This window comes from Lacticaseibacillus pantheris DSM 15945 = JCM 12539 = NBRC 106106, from assembly GCF_001591865.1.
GTDB lineage: Bacteria > Bacillota > Bacilli > Lactobacillales > Lactobacillaceae > Lacticaseibacillus > Lacticaseibacillus pantheris.
The window spans coordinates 1-18,381 of sequence record NZ_BCVS01000004.1 but is presented as its reverse complement, the minus strand read 5'-3'; the positions used below and the strand labels follow the sequence as shown (position 1 = coordinate 18,381).

The following is an 18,381-nucleotide window of genomic DNA, read 5'->3' as shown; positions in this document are numbered from 1 at the left end:
AACTAAAGGTCGTATCTATACTCAATGGTGTAATCAAGCAAGGAGGTTCGTTGTGAATAACCCGTTATCTAAACTAATCAATGCCGGTATCGTCAATTGGACCGGTGATTTGCCAAATAAAGTCAACACAATTGTAGCTCAAACCAACCGTTACTTGATTGATTTCAACCAAGCAACAACCGAAACTAAACGCCGTGGCCTACTCACCCAGATGTTCGGTGCTTCCCTTGACCAGGAAACCATGGTCACTCCACCGTTTCGAACTGACTTTGGACCCCATATATTTCTGGGCAAAAACGTCTTCATCAACCGCGACTGCTTTTTCGTTGATCTCGGCGGCGTCTACATCGAAGACAATGCTCTGATCGGACCACGCACAATGCTCATCTCGGTTGGGCATCGCGAGGATCCGGCCCATCGCCGCGATTTAGTACTGCAATCAGTTCACATCAAACAAGGTGCGTGGCTTGGAGCTAACGTCACTGTGTTACCCGGAGTGACCATTGGTGAGGACGCGATTGTTGGCGCAGGAGCAGTCGTTACCAAAGACGTCCCTGCCAACACCGTCGTTGCCGGCGTTCCTGCAAAAGTCCTACGAACAATTCAACACTAAAGGAGAAAACTATTATGATCGAAAATAAAGTTGTCGTGATTACCGGTGCATCTAGCGGTATCGGTGCCGCCACCGCCAAATTACTGGCCAGTCAAGGGGCGAGTGTTGTCCTCGGCGCCCGGCGCGAAGATAAGCTTGCCGCATTAACTGATGAAATCAATGACGCCGGCGGCCAGGCGGTTTACCGGGTCACCGATGTTACAAAGTCTGTTGACAATGAAAACCTTGTGCAGCTCGCCAAGGACGCTTTTGGTGGCATTGACGTCATGTTCTTAAACGCTGGCTTAATGCCGGTTGCACCAATGTCGGAACTACACGTTGATGAATGAAACCAGATGATCGATGTCAACATCAAAGGGGTGCTCAACGGGATTGCAGCTGCACTACCCACTTTCAAAGATCAAAAATCTGGTCACTTCATTGCCACCAGCTCAGTTGCTGGATTGAAAGCTTATCCCGGTGGTGCCGTATACGGCGCAACTAAGTGGGCTGTCCGTGACTTGATGGAAGTACTGCGAATGGAAGCCGCCCAAGAAGGTAGCCACATTCGTACCGCTACCATTTACCCAGCAGCCATCAAAACGGAACTGCTGAATACAATCACTGATAAGGCAGCCGGTGATGCCATGCAACGGACTTATGACACCTACGAAATTGGCGCGGATCGTATCGCCAAAGTCGTTGCGTTTGCCATCGACATGCCCGATGACACGAACGTTAATGAATTTACCGTTGGTCCGACTGATCAGCCATGGTAATTAAGGAGAAAAATAATATGGACAACTACATCTTCAAACTTAGCCCTCTCGTATCTCGTAAGACTGTCCGTTTCAATAACCGCTACGGTATTGAACTCGCCGCCGACCTCTACACTCCAAAGGATATGGATAATGCAAGTCAGTATTCTGCGTTGGTTATTGGCCCTCCATACAGCGGCGTCAAAGAGCAAGGTCCCGGTATCTATGCGCAGGAGATGGCTAAACGTGGTTACGTTGCGCTCGCCTTTGATCCGTCATTCAACGGCTTCTCCGGCGGAACGCCACGTCATGCTTCCTCGCCAGACATCTTTGTTGAAGACTTTTCGGCAGGTGTGGACTATCTCGGCACTAGGCACTTCGTCGATCGCAATCGCATTGGTGCCATCGGTATCTGCGGTAGTGGTAGCTTTGCTTTGAGCGCAACAGCAGTTGATATGCGAATCAAGGCTGTTGCTACCGCCAGCATGGTTGACATCTCTGGTGCGGCACAGCAAGGCACTAAGGAAGAACGGCAAGCCCGTTTGACGAAACTTGCCGAGCAGCGCTACGTTGACTTTGAAAATGATCAGCCTGCACTTGGCAATCGCGGTGCAGCCTTGGCTGATGAAACCGACGATCCCGTCTTTCGTGAATTCGGTGACTTCTACTTCACTAGCCGCGGCTTCCACCCGAACTCGATCACACAATTCACGGCGACATCTGATATTGCATTCATGAACTTCACATTGTTGGACAAGATCAATGAAATTTCTCCACGGCCAATCATGCTGGTTGCAGGTGAGAACGCCTTCTCTAAGTTTTTCTCTGATAATGCTTATGCAGCGGCCGCTGAACCTAAGGAACTGGTTTTAGTGCCTAATGCCAACCATATTGATCTCTACGATGACATCACCAAGATTCCATTCGACAAGCTACAAGTCTTCTTTGACGACGCGATGTAGCCACACATGGCGCATCGATTATTGATCGATGTGCTTTTTAGGAGGTACTTATGACGCAATACACAAACACCTACCTTGAAGGAGAGCGTGCTCTTTTTGCTGAGCAAGACGCCGTGATCAACGGAACCGTCTTTGATGCCGGCGAATCTCCACTCAAGGAAAGTTCTAATATTCAACTGAATGATTCAATCTTCAAGTGGAAATACCCGCTTTGGTATAGTCAGCACATTCAAGCCAACCAGACGACATTTGAAACGATGGCACGCTCCGGCATCTGGTATACACACGATATTACAATCACCAACAGTGCGCTGCAGGCCCCAAAACTTTTTCGGCGGAATAGCAAAATTCGCCTCAATCACGTTCACTTTGCCGATGCGGAAGAAACAATGTGGAGCTGTGACGACATCCGCCTTACCGATGTGCAGATAAACGGTAATTACTTCGGTAAGGATAGTAGCAACATCTACCTCGACCACGTAGATTTGGTTGGCAATTACTGCTTCGACGGTGCTAAGAACGTTGAAGCACATCATTCAACTTTTGTTTCAAAGGATGCCTTCTGGAACTGCGAGAACGTCACCCTTTACGATTCAACGATTACTGGTGAATACCTAGCATGGAACACCAAGAATTTAACCCTGATCAACTGCACTATCGAAAGCAATCAAGGCCTCTGTTACGTCGAACATTTGACGATGAAGAACTGCCGCCTATTGCATACCGACTTGGCATTTGAATACTGTTCAGAAATTGATGCCGAAATCACATCTGATATTTTAAGTGTCAAGAATCCGCTCAGCGGTCGTATTCATGCTCACGGCATTAAGTCTTTGATTCTTGACGCCTCAAAAATTGACCCGAGTAAGACCCAGATCATCACGCAGTTACCCATCACAGAAAGGAAGTCCGCTTAATGTACGATTTCACCCACGCCCCTGATCGGCAGCTCGCTCCGCAGCGGTCAGCACCATCCCCCACTCTTCTGGCGCAGCCAAGGCCATTGGGCTGGTGTTGCCAAAACTAAACGGTAAACTGCAGGGTCACGCCCAGCGCGTCCCCGTACCCGACGGCTCACTCACTGAATTAGTCACCGTGCTACAGTCTACAAACCTCACGGCTGATGAAATTAACGCACGGATTAAACCGTACACCGACAACAACGACAGTTTTGGGTGGAATGAGGACCAGATTGTCTCTGCTGACATCGTTAACACCACTTACGGATCCGTTTTTGACCCCACTCAAACTGCGGTGGTGACGGCCGGCGACACACAACTCGTTAAAACAGTTGCGTGGTACGATAACGAGTACGGCTTTACTTGCCAGATGATTCGCACCCTGCTCAAGTTTGCTGAATTAAACTAGGGATTTTAACGGTATACCAATAACCCTTATGCCCAAACAAAAGGCGCCCGCAAAGTAGTTACGCTTTGCGGGCGCCTTTTCATTGCTGCCGGCCAGTAGCACGTTAGCTATCTTGACGTGTCGCGGCAATGTCAATTTCACGTACATTGACGGATTGAGGCATCGAGTAAATAAAGTTGACCGCCTCGGCAACGTGTCGTGGATTCAACGTGATACCACCCATCGTTTGCTTCCAACCGTTATAATCGGTGACCGCCTGCTTATCCGTGGTGTGACCCAATAACTCTGTTTCGGCTGCACCTGGGGCCACCATGGCAATCCGGACGTTATGGCCAGAAACCTCTTCACGAATGGTTTCACTCAGACCGTGCACCCCAAACTTAGAGGCAACGTAAGCAGCGTGGTTGACAAACGTTTTCTTACCCGCCAACGAGGAAATGTTAATAATGGTTCCGTGTTCGCGCTCAATCATCCCCGGTAACACTACCTGGATACCATTTAGTACACCCATCACGTTCACGTTCAGCATCTGCTGCCACTGCGAGGAATCCTGCATAGTAACGTTACCCAGCAGCATCACTCCGGCATTATTCACCAATAAGTCCAACGGCCCAAATTCAGCCTCGGCCGCACTAATTGCGGTCCGCAACTCCTCCTGGTTGGTCACGTCTGCACCAGCAACCCGAACATTGGTGAAATCCAACGGCAAGGCTTTAATGCGCTCCGTTCGACGCGCAAGTAGTAGCATTGGGTAACCTTGGTTGTTAAACAATTTGGCCATCTCGGCACCAAAGCCGGACGACGCACCGGTGATAACAATCAAATTCTTAGTCATATTTTTTCTCCTTTACTTTCCTGCCTTGTTGTTTAAAATAAGCATAAATGCTCAAGTATACTTGAGGTCAAGGAGAAATCATGAAAAGTTATTCAATTGGTGAAATTGCCGAGCGTTACCACACGACGGTCGCCACGTTACGGTACTACGACGAGTCCGGGTTATTGCCTTTTGTGAAGCGTAACGCCCAAGGTCAGCGTATTTTTACAGATGATGACCTGGGTTACCTCGAAGTAATCGATTGTCTCAAGCGCTCGGCCATACCTTTGCGGTATATCCGTCAATTTATGCATTGGTGCGTTGAGGGCGACGCCACCCTCCCCCAGCGGGAACAATTCATGATTGACCAGGAACAAGCGCTGGAGGCCCGCATTCAGGTGCTACAAGCAAACCTGGATTTTTTGCGTTGGAAAAAGTGGTATTACGCACACGCCAACCAGGCAGGAACGGAACAAATATTTTTTATGCCCGGTACCACGCAGGTTGACCCTAAATGGCGTGCGGACTACCTCGCTACCCATCAGCAGTGATACGATCTCAATTCTAACCGCACGCACCACCCATTAAAAAACCGCGCTCGGATTATTGCGTTCCGAGCGCGGTTTTTGTGCGGCGCTTGTGCTACCTACCTCACCAAAGAAAACCGCACGGGTCTGTGCGTTTAATTTGTATCCACCAATGGACAACCCCCATGGTCACTCAATATATGTTGGCTGTTTGCTGAACAGTATGGCAACCTGCTCAGGCGTGGTGCGGCTCAGCGATAACGGTGGCAAAGCCGATTGTTCAAACCACCCAGTGGCGACGGTCTCGCTATTTTGAACGAATGAACCGCTCTTAATCTCACACTCAAAAATCATTTTGTAATACTGAAATGCTTGGGGGATATCCGTTCTTTGTGACGTATCAAAAACCGCACGCAAACGCCCTACATCGACCGTCAATCCAGTTTCTTCTTTTACTTCCTTAGCTACGTTTGCTTTAAGTGACCAACCCACTTCAGCAAAGCCACCGGGTAGCGCCCATTCACCGTGATCATTTTCCACCATCAAGAACTGCTTATCTCGGCGAATAAATGCCCGCACATCTACTTTGGGTGTCGGGTAACCCTGCTCATCAGCAAAGTTCGCACGAATTGAACTAACTGGCTGCCCGGTGTACGCAGCCATCTGATCTTCCGCCAAGTCGCGTACGGATTGATACCGTTCCTGGTCAAATTTGTCCTGCGCGTAAGCCAGACCGGCACCACTAATCGCCAATAATCGGCGTAAGAATGTTAGCTCTTCCATAACTACCCCCATAAAGCGTTAGAATGTTGACGTCATTACCGTTGTACAACTTTGCTCGTCTAAAACCACAAGGCTAATATACACCACTGAAAGCCGCGGTGACGGTAAATCAGCCGCAAAAATTATCTAGTAAGCAGCAGCGGGATAGCTTAAATAGTGGGCTAGCCATATTCGCACCAGCAACAATCCAACCACACTACCAAAATTATTGTTGACAAATATTCGCAAGTCTTCATAGTATTCAATATAATTAGCCGGCTAATTGTATTTTAGGAGCGTACTGAATATGGACAAATATAGCTTTAACGACCGTCCTGATGCCGCGCGCATCGCAATGAGCACTAGCGCGGCACAGTCAAACATCGATCCGACCGTCGTGCTAAAATTCCTAGATTTTCAATGGGCGTACCGGCGAATGCAGCGCGAATATGACCATGTCCTGGCCGTCAATAATCTGTCAGAATCGCGCTTTATTATACTGATGTTTCTCTCCCAAGCGCCGCACCAACAGCTCTTACCATCAGCAATTGCCGCAAAGTTAGGTTCTACCCGCGTCACCGTTACTAAGATGATCAAGGGGCTGACCGAAATGCACTGGGTAGAAAAACACCCGTCCACTGAGGACAAGCGCGCTACATTGATTCACCTCACCACTTTGGGCCAGGCAACCCTGCTGGATTACTTGCCCCGTAATTTTGCCGCCATTCAAACATTATTTGGTCAATTAACGGCGGCAGAATTAACCACACTGGACCAGTTACTGTCAAAAATCAACCAGGGCACAGTTGCCCTCAAAAAAGAAATGGAGTTTTAAACATGAATACTGAGAAAATCAACTTTTTACAAACTTACCTGAGCCTGTACATCAACCACAGCGAAGTGCTACCAGAAATGCAAAAGCCCAACTCTAACATCGTGGTGCTGGATGTTCGTAATGCCCCTGCCCAAATTAAGCAGGACCAAATCAAGGGCTCCGTCGCCATACCCGCTAAGGACCTGGCTGATCACATTGACGAATTGTACCACGAGAAGACTTACGTCGTTTACGACTGGACCGCGGGTACTACATTGGGTAAGGCCGCTTTGCTGGTGTTACTGACCAATGGTTTCAAAGCATTCGAGCTCTCCTGCGCACTAGATGGCTGGAAGGGTATGCACCTACCAGTTGAGTCAATCGCGTAAATTAAAGTCCTAAGTGTCCCCCAATCAATGGCGAACCGCTATTGACTGGTCACGCCCCACGCTAATCCTGAAGGCAGGACTGACGTGGGGTGTTTTTATAGATGGTTTGGATACGAAAAAACTCGATTCGCGGCTGACTGCCGCAAATCGAGTTTTTCGTGCTTACTCAGCTGTAAAGCCAAATTACTGCATACCTTCGACCTTCGTCAACGCCGCCTTCATCACGGTGTCGTTGTCGCTGATCTTGGCACTCACTTTGGTGACCAATTCACCAATGGTGTCTTCGTTAGCCTCCCCAGTGGCAGTCAGTCCCGCTTTGCTCTGGAAAGCCTTCACGGCCGCCGTGACGGTGCTACTGTAATAACCGTTGGCGGTACCGGCATCGTACCCCAAAGCGTTCAGCGCCCGCTGGAGTGACTTCACGCTCTTGTTGGCGTCTCCCTCCTTCATGCTGGTCACGGTAATGGCCGGAATGTTGGCGTAGCTCGGATTGTCCACCTTCTCGGTTGGCTGGATGCCCTTGTGGTTAATCCACGTGCCGTTAGGCGTCAGCCACTTGGCGATGGTCAGCTTAAGTTCATTACCGCCACCCATGTCGGCGACAGTCTGCACGGTGCCCTTACCAAAGCTCTTCTGGCCCAGCAAAGGAACATTGGCCTGCTCGTTCAAAGCCGCCGCGGTAATTTCGGCTGCGGATGCCGAGTCACCGTCAATCAGGACAACTGTTGGTTCGGTAATCTTGAAGCCATCGTCGTACTTCTTGCCGGCCTTGTAAACTTCGGCGGCACCAGTCCGCGACTTCACCTTGAGGATGGTCTGTCCGTTCTTCAGGAACATCGAGTCAATGGCCAGAGCCTGATCGAGCACCCCACCCGGGTTACCACGCAAGTCGAGCACAAACTTCTTCGCACCTTCCTGGCGAAGTTTCTTCACAACCTTCTTCATCTCCTTACCCGAATTATCGGTAAAGGTGGTGAAGGTAATAATGCCCACCTGCTTGTTGGTGCTATCCAACTTGCCAGTGATGCTGGCTACCGTGACCTTGGCACGTTTCATTGTGAACGTCATCGTGTGCCCGCCGCGCTTGACGCCCACCGTCACCTTGGTGCCGATCTTGCCCCGCACTTTCGCCACAATCTTGTTCAGACTTTGCTTGGTGACCGATTTCCCGTCAACACTCACAATCTGGTCGCCGGCCTGGACGCCCGCCTTCTTGGCCGCACTGTCCGCGTTCACAGATTCGACGAAGACGCCGCTGCTGCGTTGTTCCATCGTGGCGCCGATACCCCCAAACGAGCCGGAGATTTCCGTATTCAGACTGGTGGCATCCTGGTTCTGTAGGTAAACCGAGTATGGATCCTTTAGTGAGTTGACCATGCCGCTAATGGCACCGTTAATCAACTTCTGACTGCTGGTCGATTGGTAGTAGTTTTGCGAAATGGTGGCGTACGCTTTGACGACTTTGTTCATCTCCGCCGGAACCGCCGTCGTGGTCGTTGCCTGCTGGGCGTTATGTATGGCGAACGCACCGTACCCGATGCCGCCTCCCAGTACGATCGTAACGGCCATACCTACCGTAGCCGCCCATACGGGGATTGACTTACGGGTGGGCTTGTCCGATTGTGGTGCCTGTTCCTGCTGGTTCTTAGTTTCGTCTTCGTTACTCACGTTTGCCTCCGGGCCCTAGGAGCGCCGTTCTTCGTACAGCTTATAAGCCGCATCAAACACGTCCATGCTGGGCAGATAATTGCCGTTCAATTCAAGATAATTACTTAATTCATCAAAATCGGTTTCCTGTTGTGGAAATGACTGGTCCAAGAATGCATTTTGGGCAAAGGTGGCCAGCTCCCCATGATCGTTGGGGTTCCGCAAAGTCATCAGAAACCGGTAGAATGGTTCGGTCATTGCTACTCCTTCCAGTGCGCGTCGGTAAATTCTTGGCGCTGTGCGTGTTCTGCCGCATACCGGCGCGGATTTTTTGCGTAAAATTCTTGGTGTTCGGGCTCAGCGGGGTAGAACGGCTGGGCGTCCTCAATTGTGGTCACAATCGGGTCGCTAAACCTACCGGAAGCAGCCAATGCAGCCTTCGACTTTTCTGCCGCCGCCCGCTGTTCAGGCGAGTTGACGTAGATGACCGGACGGTAGTTTCCGCCACGGTCCTGGAACTGCCCCATCGCGTCGGTTGGGTCAGTTTGCTGCCAATAAATTTCCACTAGGTCGGCATAACTAATAACATCCGGGTCGAAGGTAATCTCAACGGCCTCAGTGTGCCCCGTGGTGTGGCTCTTCACTTGTTCGTAGGTTGGATTCGGTACGTGTCCGCCCGTGTAACCGGACACCACGTTCTGGATACCTGGTTGTTCTTCAAAGGGCTGGACCATGCACCAGAAACATCCGCCCGCAAAAATTGCTGTTGCCATACGCACAACCTCCAGTTTACTGAGCCGCCTTCACGGTGTAACCCGTCGCGTCGATTTCATCGTGCGCCAGGTCAATGCGGTCCGCACGTATGCGGAGGCCGTTACTCAGTTTTATTTTGTTTAATCTTAGCACAATCATCTGGCGCTTGGTATTCACTTGCACCATATCCGGGAGCTTATAATTATTCGCGATGTAACTCATCACGTAGCTTACCGGTACTCCCAATTGACCCACGTTAATTTGCGCCACTTTGAGCAGCACGTTCCCGTTGGTCTGAACGTAAGGATCCAGCACCATGCCAAAGTTGACGTTGGTACCCAAGAACTTAAACTTGCCCTTCAACACCGCGTGGTTCCCCACCGAGAACGTGTACTTGATGTCCCCAGCCTTGAGCTGATGGCTTAGGTAGGTCGCAATCAAACGGTTAACCTCAGTTTTGGTCATGCTAACGTGCATTACGTCACCGGCCGATTTAACCGGCTTCACCTGCGTGGTCGTCTCCACCGGACGAGAGGCTTTGTACACCACCGTACAGCTGGTACCAATCACCAGGCCCAGCAACACGATGAAGGCCCAGAACCACCAGTTAATCCCACGATGGGTTTGTGGCGACTTGGGGGACTGTGGTGTCGACTGCTTCTGCACGCGATTAACGCGGCTTTGCTTTTGTGGTTGCTCCGTATTATTTGCCATTATTGCCATTCATCCTCCGTTGCTGACATCGACGACCATAGTTTGGCCGTCATTTTGACGTAACCCGCGTTGTTGGGGTGGAAATGATCCTTGGTGTAAATCAGGTGGTTGGTCACACTACTCTTACCCGCCTTCATCGAACGTTGGTCGGCCGCCGTACCGTATGACAAGGTCTTGTTCACATCCACAAAGTGCACCCGGTGCAATTGCCCCACGGTCTTCTCCGTGGCCGCATTCCATTCCTTCACGCTAGTTTGCATCTTGGTTAAGTTCGGGAAGTATACGTAGAACGGATTATAGATACTAAACAAATAAATGGGTGCATTCCCGTTGTACTTGCGAATCTGCGCAATCAAAGTCTGGATATGTGTTTGAAACGTATCGATCCCCTGATCAACTTTTTTGAGGTTAATCTTATTCAAATTATTCTGCAGGATGTGCATGAGGTCGTTACCACCAACCGTCAACGTAATGGCATTTGCCTGCTTCAGGTCAGACTGCATGTTTGTATTGGTCCGCACACGCTTGAGAATCTGGAGGGAGGTATCACCCGTCACCCCATAATTACTGGTATTAACGGTGGCACCGGTCTCTACCCGGATATCCTCCGCAATAAGCGGCACGTAGCCCCCCTGGCCGGTCGTATCGCCAACACCATGGGTCAGTGAGTCACCTACTGCGACCACATTCACAGTACCGGTAGTGGAGGTGTCCCCACCAGTCGCTAACGGTCGCGCACTATGCACAAAGATGTTGGTTAACCCGACACCAGCGAGCACGGCCACCACCAGCACAGTGACTAGCCGTATCACACGTTTCGTCATAATAGCTTCATCCCTCGTTCTTGAAAATTCTGTTATTCCGCCTATTAATAGCTATTAATTTATGGTACCACAAAAGCCCGTTCGACTCAGCCAGTCCGGCGCGGCTTAAACATTTTGTCATCCTTCAAGGCGCACTCTGGGTAACGTAAAGGGCCGCTCCCCATAAGGAACGGCCCGCCATGCTCGTTAGTTAATTAGTCTTCATAATACATGATGGCAAAGGCGCCCTTGCCAGCGTGGGTAGCCACGATTGGGCCCGTCCGCCGAACCAGTACGTCCACACCAGGGACCGCCGCACGAATCTGATCCGCAATGGCATCCGCACCGGAAGTTTCATCAACGTAGGATACACCCACCGAGTGAATACCCGGCTTCTGACTCATCGTTTGGACAACGTCATCGATAAACCGCTTGATGGTCTTCATTCCCCGTCCCTTTTTCAAGATGCCAAGCTTACCATTCTCCATGGAGAGCGCAATTTTAATGTTAAGCACGGAGGTAATCATCCCCGCTGCCTTGGACAACCGGCCGCCCTTAACCAGGTTGGTCAGGTCAACTACCCCCATACGCAAAGTGGTGTGGTCCTCAACGGTCTTCGCCCGGGCGACGATGGTGTCAACATCAGCCCCCTGTGCCGCCAACTTGGCCGCCTCAATCACCTGGAAGGCCATCGCGCGGTCAGTTAATCCGGAATCAATCACGGTGACGTCACCGTCGGCCATCTCGGCAGCCTGACGGGCAGCGTTAACGGTACCGCTGAGGCTTTCTGCCAAGTGAATAGAAATGACCTGGCTACCGTCCGCCGTGAGCTGGTTATACTGTTCCACGAAGGACCCAATCGCCGGCTGACTCGTCTGCGGTAAATCCTTGGCGCTAAACATTTTATTGACAAACTCATCACGCGTAATGGTTTCACCATCAGTATAAACAGTTCCATCAATCATAACGGTCAACGGAATTATGGTTACCTGATACTGAGCGACTTCCTCTGGAGTCATTTGTACTGAGGAGTCGGCCACAATCTTAATATTGGTCATCTGTACGCCACACTTTCTGGTCTCAACTTATTTTGTACCCTGCTAGTATACCGGAACCGTGCTCTGAAATCTAGCATAGATTTAATGGTTTCCGAAACTAGGTGTAACTTAAATGCCAATCGATACTGCCCCGTATTCCTCCTGGTGGCTGGTCCTACTGACGCGGCGGCTCCGCTTGAGCGGCTGGCCCCCGCGACCAACGGTAGATGGTTACCATCAAGTTTACGGGTCAGCTAACACCCTAAATCCTTAATGGAAATTCAATGCCAAACGAAACTGTGTGCTTACTCGTGTGACTAGTAACGTCTACGCCATTCCCAGTTCAGTTTGGTAAAGTTTTAGCCTTTAATCAAAAATGCTGGGATTAGAGTGCACGAACTAGCGGGAAGCTACGGGTGGCCTTTGGGGCGAGGGCATCGTGTCATGAGATGCACGTGCTACAGTAGCGTGAGGCAGCGTCGGTCGGACCGGCGAAAGGAGGCGTGTGGGGTCGGAGTGGTAACCACTGCCAGGGAACGCACGCAGTTTCCGCTTTAGCGCTTACTGCGTGCTTCTCGCAGGAATGGCGCAGCCAGTCCGAGAGTTCCATTGGCTTTAGCCATTACAGCGCGACGAGTTCAGAGACTGGCCGGTGGGCTTTCGGACAGGCTCTGAATCGCGGCGGAAACGCGCCCGCACTTGGCGGGTTGGAGCCGTCGCCCTAGCAGTGGATTACCATGAAGTACCCCACGTAAGCCGTAGCTTACCGGTTCGGCCGACGCTGCCGGCAATCACTACCATATCCCACCAACTGAATACCATATTGGGACGTACTGCGACTAACTAGCATTTAATAGTTTTCAATACCAGGTGTGGTTGACTTTGAAGACGCAACGGACTAGTATGTAGTTATCGATACCAGATGACCTTGGGGGAACATAAATGCAAATGACAAACAACCGTTTAAAAACCCACCGCTACTTAGTCCGTAACGAGGTGTGGAGCGCCATCACTCATGGCATTGGCATTGCATTAGCCATTACCGCACTCGTTCTGTTACTAGTCAAAACTATTCCGACGGGCAACATTTTGCGCATCCTATCCTTTGCGGGCTTTGGCCTGTCCCTAATCGTGCTGTACACGTCGTCAACGCTCTTTCACGCGCTATACTTCACCCGTGCGCGCAAAGTTTTTCAAGCGCTCGATCACTCCAGCATCTACGTACTGATTGCGGGTTCATACTTACCGTACTGCCTCGTTGCCATTGGCGGTAAGCTCGGTATTGGCCTGCTAATCACCATCTGGGTGCTGTGTGCTGCGGGCATCCTTCTCGACTGTTGCGCGGCAAAACAGTTCCGGAAGCTAGAAGTTGCCATATACATCCTGCTGGGCTGGCTCTGCCTGGTAGCGATGGCACCATTGTGGCAACACCTGGGTGTGGTGGGCTTCTGGCTACTGGTTGGTGGCGGCGTTGCCTACACGGTGGGCGCGTTGATTTACACCCAGCGAAACATCCCCTACATTCACGTGGTATGGCACATGTTCGTGATGCTGGGGTCGGCGCTAATGTTCATTTCGATTTACCTATTCGTTTAACAATTTATCTGTAAAAAAGAAGCCTAGACACAAAATGTGTCTAGACCTCTTTTTTTTATGCTCCCTGCCAAAGGGTTAATCCGCAACGTATTCGTCGAGTGCCAAGTAGCGCTCCATCAGCTTCTCTTGTTGGGCATTGAGCTCATCGAGCTGCTGCTGTTGACCACCCAAAGTCTGGTAATCGTACCCATCAGTGGCCGCCATGGCCGCTTCCAGGTCACTAATTTGCTGATCCAGGGCGTCAATTTGCGGCATTAGACCCTCGTATTCCTTTTGCTCGGCATAGGTTAATTTAACCTTCTTCTTCGGCGTGGCCGCTTCTGTCGGCGATGCTGTTGATCTCGGCTTAGCCAACGGTTGATCGTCAGCAATGGTGGGCGCTTGCGCCTGCTGCGCCAAGTAATCAGTAAAGCGACCAACGGCCCGTTCAATCTGCCCCCCGCCAGCAAAGACGAGTAGCTGATCCGCCACTTTGTCCAAAAAGTAGCGGTCGTGGGATACCGTGATGACGGTGCCCGGAAAGCTATCCAGGTAGTCCTCCAGCACGGTTAACGTAGCAATATCGAGGTCGTTAGTCGGCTCATCGAGCAACAAGACGTTCGGCTGTTGCATCAAAATCTGCAGCAGGTATAGACGACGCCGCTCACCACCCGACAAGCGGTCAATGCGCGTACCATGCATGGCGCGTGGAAACAGGAACGCATCCAGTAGCTGGGTAACGCTCTGGTGCTCACCCTGACTGTTCGTGACCCCCTCGCCGATTGACTGCAGGTAGCTAATGACACGCTCATCGCCGTCCATTGGGGGCATCTGTTGCTGGTAATAACCAAACTTAACGGTCTCACCAATGGCTAGCGTGCCACTATCGAGCGGTACCAAACCGGTAATTACGTTCAGTAGTGATGACTTGCCCGCACCGTTCACACCAGTGATACCAATCCGCTTACCCGGCTGAACCAACCAATCAAAGTCGGACAAAATCACGTGGTCGCCTAACCGCAAGTTCGCGCCAGACATCTCGATGACCTTCTTGCCTAAACGCTGGGTACCGATGTCGATGTCGACCGTGGCGGTTGGACGTTCCTGTTGACCGTTACTCATCGCCTTAAACCGGTTAACGCGCGCATTTTGCTTGGTCGACCGCGCGTGCGCCCCCTCGCGCATCCAGGCTAATTCGTGCTTATACAACTGTGCCTGTTTGTGCGCCATCGCGTCCTCGCGCTCATTTTGCTCGGCTTTCTGCGCGACGTAGTCCTGATAATTACCGTTGAAGGCCTGTAGCTGCCCACGGTCCAACTCCCAAATTTGGTTGGCAACCCGGTCGAGGAAATACCGATCATGGGTCACGACTAGCAACGCACCTTTGTACGCAGCCAAATACTTTTCCAACCAGGCTACTGAATCAAAATCTAGGTGGTTCGTGGGTTCGTCCAGCATCAACAAGTCCGGTTGCTCAATTAAAACCTGCGCTAACCCCACACGCTTAGCTTGCCCACCGGACAGCGTGCCTATTTTCTGGGTCAGGTCATCGAGGTGTAGCTGGGTCAAAATGGTTTTGATCTCGGTCTCCGCGTCCCAACCATTCGTCTGGTCCATACGCGCCATTGCTTTGGTATACCGCTCCTGCACAGCGTCGCTCATGGGTGCATCACCGTACGCAGCCAACGCAGCCTCGTACTCCCGGATGGCTGCAAAAACGGGGGCATCCCCGCCGTATACAGCATCCATGATTGTATCGGCCTGCGGCAAAGAGGGCTGCTGCGCTAAGTAAGCAATCCGGTAGTTTTTGGGCGCCTCCACGGACCCGTCGTCAAACGGCGCGGTCCCCGCGAGTCCCTCAAGTAACGTCGTCTTGCCGGTCCCGTTAACCCCAATCAACCCAATCCGGTTTCCCTCGTTAATCAGAAAGTTAACGTATTGTAGTAGTTGTTTATCCCCGTACGCCTTGTTGACGCCCGTAGCGGTTAATGTTTGCACTAAAAAGTTCCCCTCTCGCTATCTCAAAAACTAGACACGCACGTACGCCAGCAACGCATTCTTGGTGTTCGGTACGCTGCCTGCCACCACGGCTTCCTCAGCCCGACGCAGAGCCTGCCCCATCGCCCGGCCCGGTTGCATGCCCGCCTGGATTAAATCACTGCCAGTCAGTGCCAACTCACCTTTGTCATGGATGGCTAACGCATCGTACGCGGCCTGAACCGGTGTGCTGTTAAAGTCCGGGTGCACGTGGACGTACGCCTCAAGCGCGATACGGAGCCCCGTCCGTCCCGCGGTATAGAGCGCCCAATGGTCGGGGATGGTGTCCCCTAGTAGCGGCCAGATTGCCGCAGCAGCGCTAACCGTCGCAATGAGGTCGTTCGACTGCTTCCACGCCCGGAGAAACCGGTTGACGGGTGCGCCAACCAGCACCACCATTAAAGTCCACGCAACGGCAGGATCCTGCAGCTGGGTATCGGGTAACGCTGCTAGGTGGTTCAAAGCAGCCCGCGCATCCGCCAGCTGCGGGCAGTAGCGGTACAGGTCGGTATCAATTAGCGTTTGTAAACCTGCACGCCGATCAATGCCTAGCAGTAATCGGGTAAACTCGGACGCAATGCGCTCGACGGCAATGTGTTGTAGTAGCGGGGCGTTATCACTGATGCCCTGCGCGGTCGCAGGTTCCAAAGCGAACCCCAACTGACTTTGAAAACGGACCGCCCGCATCATGCGGAGGGCATCCTCGCCAAAGCGGTCATCGGGACGCCCCACAGCACGTAAAACGTGATTGTGCAGGTCAGTTAGGCCGTCAAAGTTATCAATAACCGTTCCGTCATGCCGCGCAGCGAGGGCATTCACCGTAAAGTCACGCCGCAACTGGTCCTCTTTGAGGGAGCGCACGAACTGCACGCTGTCTGGGCGACGGAAGTCTTGGTACCCGGACTCAGTGCGAAACGTCGTCACCTCGTAACCAGCACCATGATCAAGCACCGTCACCGTCCCGTGCTGAATGCCGGTGTCCACGGTACGCCGAAAAATGCCCTTCACCTCGGCTGGATACGCAGAAGTGGCAATATCAACGTCGTGGATGGGCAACCCAAGGAGGGCGTCCCGGACACAGCCACCAACAAAATAGGCTTCGAAGCCTGCATCCTCGATGCGGCGCAAAATGGGTACCGCCGCTTGAAATTGTGGGTTACTTAAGTCTACTTGCATGCCAATAACTGCCTCCGTGATTGCTTATATTGTTTTGACGGTAACTGCCGCGCTACGCACCCGCATTCAGATCATCCAACCGTTCCTGTGCGTCCACATCATCGGGCTCCAACTGTACCAAGCGTTGCAACGCCGCGCGTTCTTCCGCCGCGGCCGCAGTCGTGCGGAAAAACTGTGCAATGTCGCGCAAAAAGCTCGGGCGGTCTTGAAAGGTACCGAACGCCAGCAGGTAGTTGGCCCGTGCCGCGTCGTACTCCTCCAACTGCTCCTGGGAACGGGCGAGGTTCCAGTACAACTGTGGATCACTATTGCCATCTTCATCCAGTGCGCCCAAGAAATCAACGTTCTCCTGGTCACGCCCCTCATGGAGCAAGAAGTTACTCCAGTCGAGCCGGTGTGCCTGATTATTAGGGTCAATGGCCAGCGCACTTTGGAAGTACCGCTCGCCCGTTTCCGCATCGTCTAGATCTAATGCCAACGTGCCACCCAAAGCGAACAGGTCGGCGTTCGTGTCGTCCTGGGCAATTCCCGCCTGCACGGTTTGTAATGCGCCCGTGGTGTCCCCCATGGCTTGCTGCGCCTGGGCAAGCGGCAGGTAGGCACTCGTGTAGGTCTCGTCCTGTTCAACCACTCGCTGAAGGGCGTCAGTCGCGTCTTTATATTCCTTCAGCTCAATGTCCATGACACCCAGTTGAAAGGTCTCATCCAAAGTTAACGCGTCAACCCCCACGTCGTCAAATACGGCGACCGCATCTTCGTAACGCCCGAGGTTGCCCAAAGCCTCACCGTAACGGCCGCGGACGTTCACCCCGGCGACAATGTCCTCACCCTGATCCAGAAGCCGCAGGTAGGCCGCAGCAGCGTCCTGCGTGTGCCCCCAAGCACGGTTTAGCTCACCCTGGGCAAAGGTGATGACCGGCTCGTCTGGGGCCAACTGGGCCGCCTCACGTAGCTTTTGTGCGCTCACCTCATATAGGCCCTGCGTTTGGTACAAATCCGCAACTGCTAGTAACGCTTGGACGTATGCCGGATTGTCCGGGTGAATCCGGGATAGGTACTCCAAAGCCGCATCGCTGTCACCATCGGTCACCGCAATATCAGCGAGGGCGGTCAACACATCACCCTCATCGGGATATTTGCCTAACAACGACTCGTACAGTTGCTTGGCCTCCGGTGTGAACCCAATTCCGTACAGTTCCTCGGCCAAATTAAATTGAGTTTCATCATCATCATTGGTCTGCGCCAACTGCAATAGTTCGTGTGCGCGTTCCAGTTGACCACCCTCGATGGCATCAAGCATTTGGGCTGAATAACTACTCATGTTGTTTCCCCCTCATTCACGGAAGTATCTTTTGAAATTAATGACTTTGTGCTGGAGATGGGCGTTGCTGTCCAATATTGAAATGAGCTGCGCAGGCCAGAAGACGCCGCATAAGTAACTCTACCCAAAGAGGCCAATTCCGCTTCACGGCGTCCTCAAGCGTTAAACGCTACAACGCTCTCGCGCTAGTACCCAATATTGAAATGAGCTGCGCAGGCCAGAAGACGCCGCACAAGTAACTCTAACCAAAAGGCCAAAACCGCTCACGGCCTCCTCAAGCGTTAAACGCTACAACGCTCTCGCGCTAGTGCCCAATATTGAAATGAGCTGCG

Annotated in this window: 18 protein-coding genes and 2 pseudogenes; 9 read left to right on the top strand and 11 right to left on the bottom strand. The window is 52.1% G+C overall.

Going from position 1 to position 18,381, the window contains the following annotated elements; all coding sequences use genetic code 11:
- The first annotated feature begins 52 nt into the window (after nucleotides 1–52).
- From LPA02S_RS01105 to LPA02S_RS01085, 5 genes and pseudogenes are all read left to right on the top strand, one after another.
- Nucleotides 53–613 (top strand): sugar O-acetyltransferase, encoded by a 561-nt coding sequence (locus tag LPA02S_RS01105; RefSeq protein WP_082405362.1) that lies wholly within the window; start codon nucleotides 53–55, stop codon nucleotides 611–613.
- Nucleotides 614–627: 14 nt separating this feature from the next.
- Nucleotides 628–1,371: pseudogene (locus LPA02S_RS01100) on the top strand (SDR family oxidoreductase).
- A 17-nt stretch (nucleotides 1,372–1,388) separates the two neighbouring features.
- Nucleotides 1,389–2,312 carry an alpha/beta hydrolase gene (locus LPA02S_RS01095; RefSeq protein WP_054649895.1) on the top strand — a complete coding sequence of 308 codons (924 nt, stop codon included), beginning with the start codon at nucleotides 1,389–1,391 and terminating at the stop codon, nucleotides 2,310–2,312.
- A 50-nt stretch (nucleotides 2,313–2,362) separates the two neighbouring features.
- The gene (locus LPA02S_RS01090) at nucleotides 2,363–3,229 is read left to right on the top strand and encodes a DUF3737 family protein (RefSeq protein WP_054649893.1); all 867 of its coding nucleotides are present in this window, start codon (nucleotides 2,363–2,365) and stop codon (nucleotides 3,227–3,229) included.
- Between the two features lie 28 nt (nucleotides 3,230–3,257).
- Nucleotides 3,258–3,680 (top strand): annotated as a pseudogene (locus tag LPA02S_RS01085) (type I glyceraldehyde-3-phosphate dehydrogenase); the annotation flags it as partial.
- A 103-nt stretch (nucleotides 3,681–3,783) separates the two neighbouring features.
- On the opposite strand, the gene LPA02S_RS01080 reads toward LPA02S_RS01085, so the two are convergent.
- Nucleotides 3,784–4,515 carry an SDR family oxidoreductase gene (locus LPA02S_RS01080; RefSeq protein ID WP_054649891.1) on the bottom strand — a complete coding sequence of 244 codons (732 nt, stop codon included), beginning with the start codon at nucleotides 4,513–4,515 and terminating at the stop codon, nucleotides 3,784–3,786.
- An 80-nt stretch (nucleotides 4,516–4,595) separates the two neighbouring features.
- On the opposite strand from LPA02S_RS01080, the gene LPA02S_RS01075 reads away from it, so the two are divergent.
- A complete protein-coding gene (locus tag LPA02S_RS01075) occupies nucleotides 4,596–5,045 on the top strand; it encodes a MerR family transcriptional regulator (RefSeq protein WP_056956948.1) in 450 nt (149 codons plus the stop codon).
- Between the two features lie 165 nt (nucleotides 5,046–5,210).
- Here LPA02S_RS01075 and LPA02S_RS01070 read toward each other — a convergent pair whose 3' ends face one another.
- Nucleotides 5,211–5,804 carry an NUDIX hydrolase gene (locus LPA02S_RS01070; protein WP_054649889.1) on the bottom strand — a complete coding sequence of 198 codons (594 nt, stop codon included), beginning with the start codon at nucleotides 5,802–5,804 and terminating at the stop codon, nucleotides 5,211–5,213.
- 286 nt (nucleotides 5,805–6,090) lie between these two features.
- On the opposite strand from LPA02S_RS01070, the gene LPA02S_RS01065 reads away from it, so the two are divergent.
- Entirely contained in the window at nucleotides 6,091–6,618 is a 528-nt protein-coding gene (locus LPA02S_RS01065; RefSeq protein WP_156470969.1) for a MarR family winged helix-turn-helix transcriptional regulator, read from the top strand.
- A 2-nt stretch (nucleotides 6,619–6,620) separates the two neighbouring features.
- Nucleotides 6,621–6,986 (top strand): rhodanese-like domain-containing protein, encoded by a 366-nt coding sequence (locus LPA02S_RS01060; RefSeq protein WP_054649887.1) that lies wholly within the window; start codon nucleotides 6,621–6,623, stop codon nucleotides 6,984–6,986.
- Between the two features lie 183 nt (nucleotides 6,987–7,169).
- Here LPA02S_RS01060 and LPA02S_RS01055 read toward each other — a convergent pair whose 3' ends face one another.
- The 6 genes from LPA02S_RS01055 to LPA02S_RS01030 form a co-directional block, all read right to left on the bottom strand.
- Nucleotides 7,170–8,654, bottom strand: a complete 1,485-nt coding sequence (locus tag LPA02S_RS01055; RefSeq protein WP_225354969.1) for a S41 family peptidase — start codon at nucleotides 8,652–8,654, stop codon at nucleotides 7,170–7,172.
- A 15-nt stretch (nucleotides 8,655–8,669) separates the two neighbouring features.
- On the bottom strand, nucleotides 8,670–8,891 hold the full coding sequence (locus LPA02S_RS01050; protein ID WP_054649885.1) for a YozE family protein: 222 nt from the start codon (nucleotides 8,889–8,891) through the stop codon (nucleotides 8,670–8,672).
- A 2-nt stretch (nucleotides 8,892–8,893) separates the two neighbouring features.
- Nucleotides 8,894–9,412, bottom strand: coding sequence for a peptide-methionine (S)-S-oxide reductase MsrA (gene msrA, locus LPA02S_RS01045; RefSeq protein WP_056956949.1), 519 nt, complete (start codon nucleotides 9,410–9,412; stop codon nucleotides 8,894–8,896).
- 10 nt (nucleotides 9,413–9,422) lie between these two features.
- A complete protein-coding gene (locus LPA02S_RS01040; RefSeq protein WP_054649883.1) occupies nucleotides 9,423–10,100 on the bottom strand; it encodes a YpmS family protein in 678 nt (225 codons plus the stop codon).
- Nucleotides 10,100–10,924, bottom strand: a complete 825-nt coding sequence (locus LPA02S_RS01035) for an SGNH/GDSL hydrolase family protein (RefSeq protein WP_054649881.1) — start codon at nucleotides 10,922–10,924, stop codon at nucleotides 10,100–10,102. The genes LPA02S_RS01040 and LPA02S_RS01035 overlap by 1 nt, the downstream gene beginning before the upstream one ends.
- 194 nt (nucleotides 10,925–11,118) lie before the next feature.
- The gene (locus LPA02S_RS01030; RefSeq protein WP_056956950.1) at nucleotides 11,119–11,961 is read right to left on the bottom strand and encodes a DegV family protein; all 843 of its coding nucleotides are present in this window, start codon (nucleotides 11,959–11,961) and stop codon (nucleotides 11,119–11,121) included.
- Between the two features lie 927 nt (nucleotides 11,962–12,888).
- On the opposite strand from LPA02S_RS01030, the gene trhA reads away from it, so the two are divergent.
- A complete protein-coding gene (gene trhA / locus LPA02S_RS01025; protein WP_420835968.1) occupies nucleotides 12,889–13,536 on the top strand; it encodes a PAQR family membrane homeostasis protein TrhA in 648 nt (215 codons plus the stop codon).
- A 75-nt stretch (nucleotides 13,537–13,611) separates the two neighbouring features.
- On the opposite strand, the gene LPA02S_RS01020 is transcribed toward trhA, so the two are convergent.
- From LPA02S_RS01020 to LPA02S_RS01010, 3 genes are read right to left on the bottom strand one after another with little or no spacing between them, the layout of a single operon-like run.
- Nucleotides 13,612–15,513, bottom strand: coding sequence for an ABC-F family ATP-binding cassette domain-containing protein (locus LPA02S_RS01020; protein ID WP_056956951.1), 1,902 nt, complete (start codon nucleotides 15,511–15,513; stop codon nucleotides 13,612–13,614).
- A 30-nt stretch (nucleotides 15,514–15,543) separates the two neighbouring features.
- Complete coding sequence (locus LPA02S_RS01015) at nucleotides 15,544–16,728, bottom strand: CCA tRNA nucleotidyltransferase (protein ID WP_054649875.1); 1,185 nt, start codon at nucleotides 16,726–16,728, stop codon at nucleotides 15,544–15,546.
- Between the two features lie 52 nt (nucleotides 16,729–16,780).
- Nucleotides 16,781–18,049 carry a tetratricopeptide repeat protein gene (locus LPA02S_RS01010; RefSeq protein ID WP_054649873.1) on the bottom strand — a complete coding sequence of 423 codons (1,269 nt, stop codon included), beginning with the start codon at nucleotides 18,047–18,049 and terminating at the stop codon, nucleotides 16,781–16,783.
- Nucleotides 18,050–18,381 lie beyond the last annotated feature (332 nt).

Bases quoted from the DNA above. Each gene is read 5' to 3' on its own strand.
- LPA02S_RS01015 (WP_054649875.1), bottom strand. From the start codon at position 16,728: ATGCAAGTAGACTTAAGTAACCCACAATTTCAAGCGGCGGTACCCATT.
- LPA02S_RS01050 (WP_054649885.1), bottom strand. From the start codon at position 8,891: ATGACCGAACCATTCTACCGGTTTCTGATGACTTTGCGGAACCCCAAC.
- trhA (WP_420835968.1), top strand. From the start codon at position 12,889: ATGACAAACAACCGTTTAAAAACCCACCGCTACTTAGTCCGTAACGAG.
- LPA02S_RS01070 (WP_054649889.1), bottom strand. From the start codon at position 5,804: ATGGAAGAGCTAACATTCTTACGCCGATTATTGGCGATTAGTGGTGCC.
- LPA02S_RS01035 (WP_054649881.1), bottom strand. From the start codon at position 10,924: ATGACGAAACGTGTGATACGGCTAGTCACTGTGCTGGTGGTGGCCGTG.
- LPA02S_RS01060 (WP_054649887.1), top strand. From the start codon at position 6,621: ATGAATACTGAGAAAATCAACTTTTTACAAACTTACCTGAGCCTGTAC.
- LPA02S_RS01080 (WP_054649891.1), bottom strand. From the start codon at position 4,515: ATGACTAAGAATTTGATTGTTATCACCGGTGCGTCGTCCGGCTTTGGT.
- LPA02S_RS01040 (WP_054649883.1), bottom strand. From the start codon at position 10,100: ATGGCAAATAATACGGAGCAACCACAAAAGCAAAGCCGCGTTAATCGC.
- LPA02S_RS01030 (WP_056956950.1), bottom strand. From the start codon at position 11,961: ATGACCAATATTAAGATTGTGGCCGACTCCTCAGTACAAATGACTCCA.
- LPA02S_RS01065 (WP_156470969.1), top strand. From the start codon at position 6,091: ATGGACAAATATAGCTTTAACGACCGTCCTGATGCCGCGCGCATCGCA.
- LPA02S_RS01095 (WP_054649895.1), top strand. From the start codon at position 1,389: ATGGACAACTACATCTTCAAACTTAGCCCTCTCGTATCTCGTAAGACT.
- LPA02S_RS01090 (WP_054649893.1), top strand. From the start codon at position 2,363: ATGACGCAATACACAAACACCTACCTTGAAGGAGAGCGTGCTCTTTTT.
- LPA02S_RS01010 (WP_054649873.1), bottom strand. From the start codon at position 18,049: ATGAGTAGTTATTCAGCCCAAATGCTTGATGCCATCGAGGGTGGTCAA.
- LPA02S_RS01075 (WP_056956948.1), top strand. From the start codon at position 4,596: ATGAAAAGTTATTCAATTGGTGAAATTGCCGAGCGTTACCACACGACG.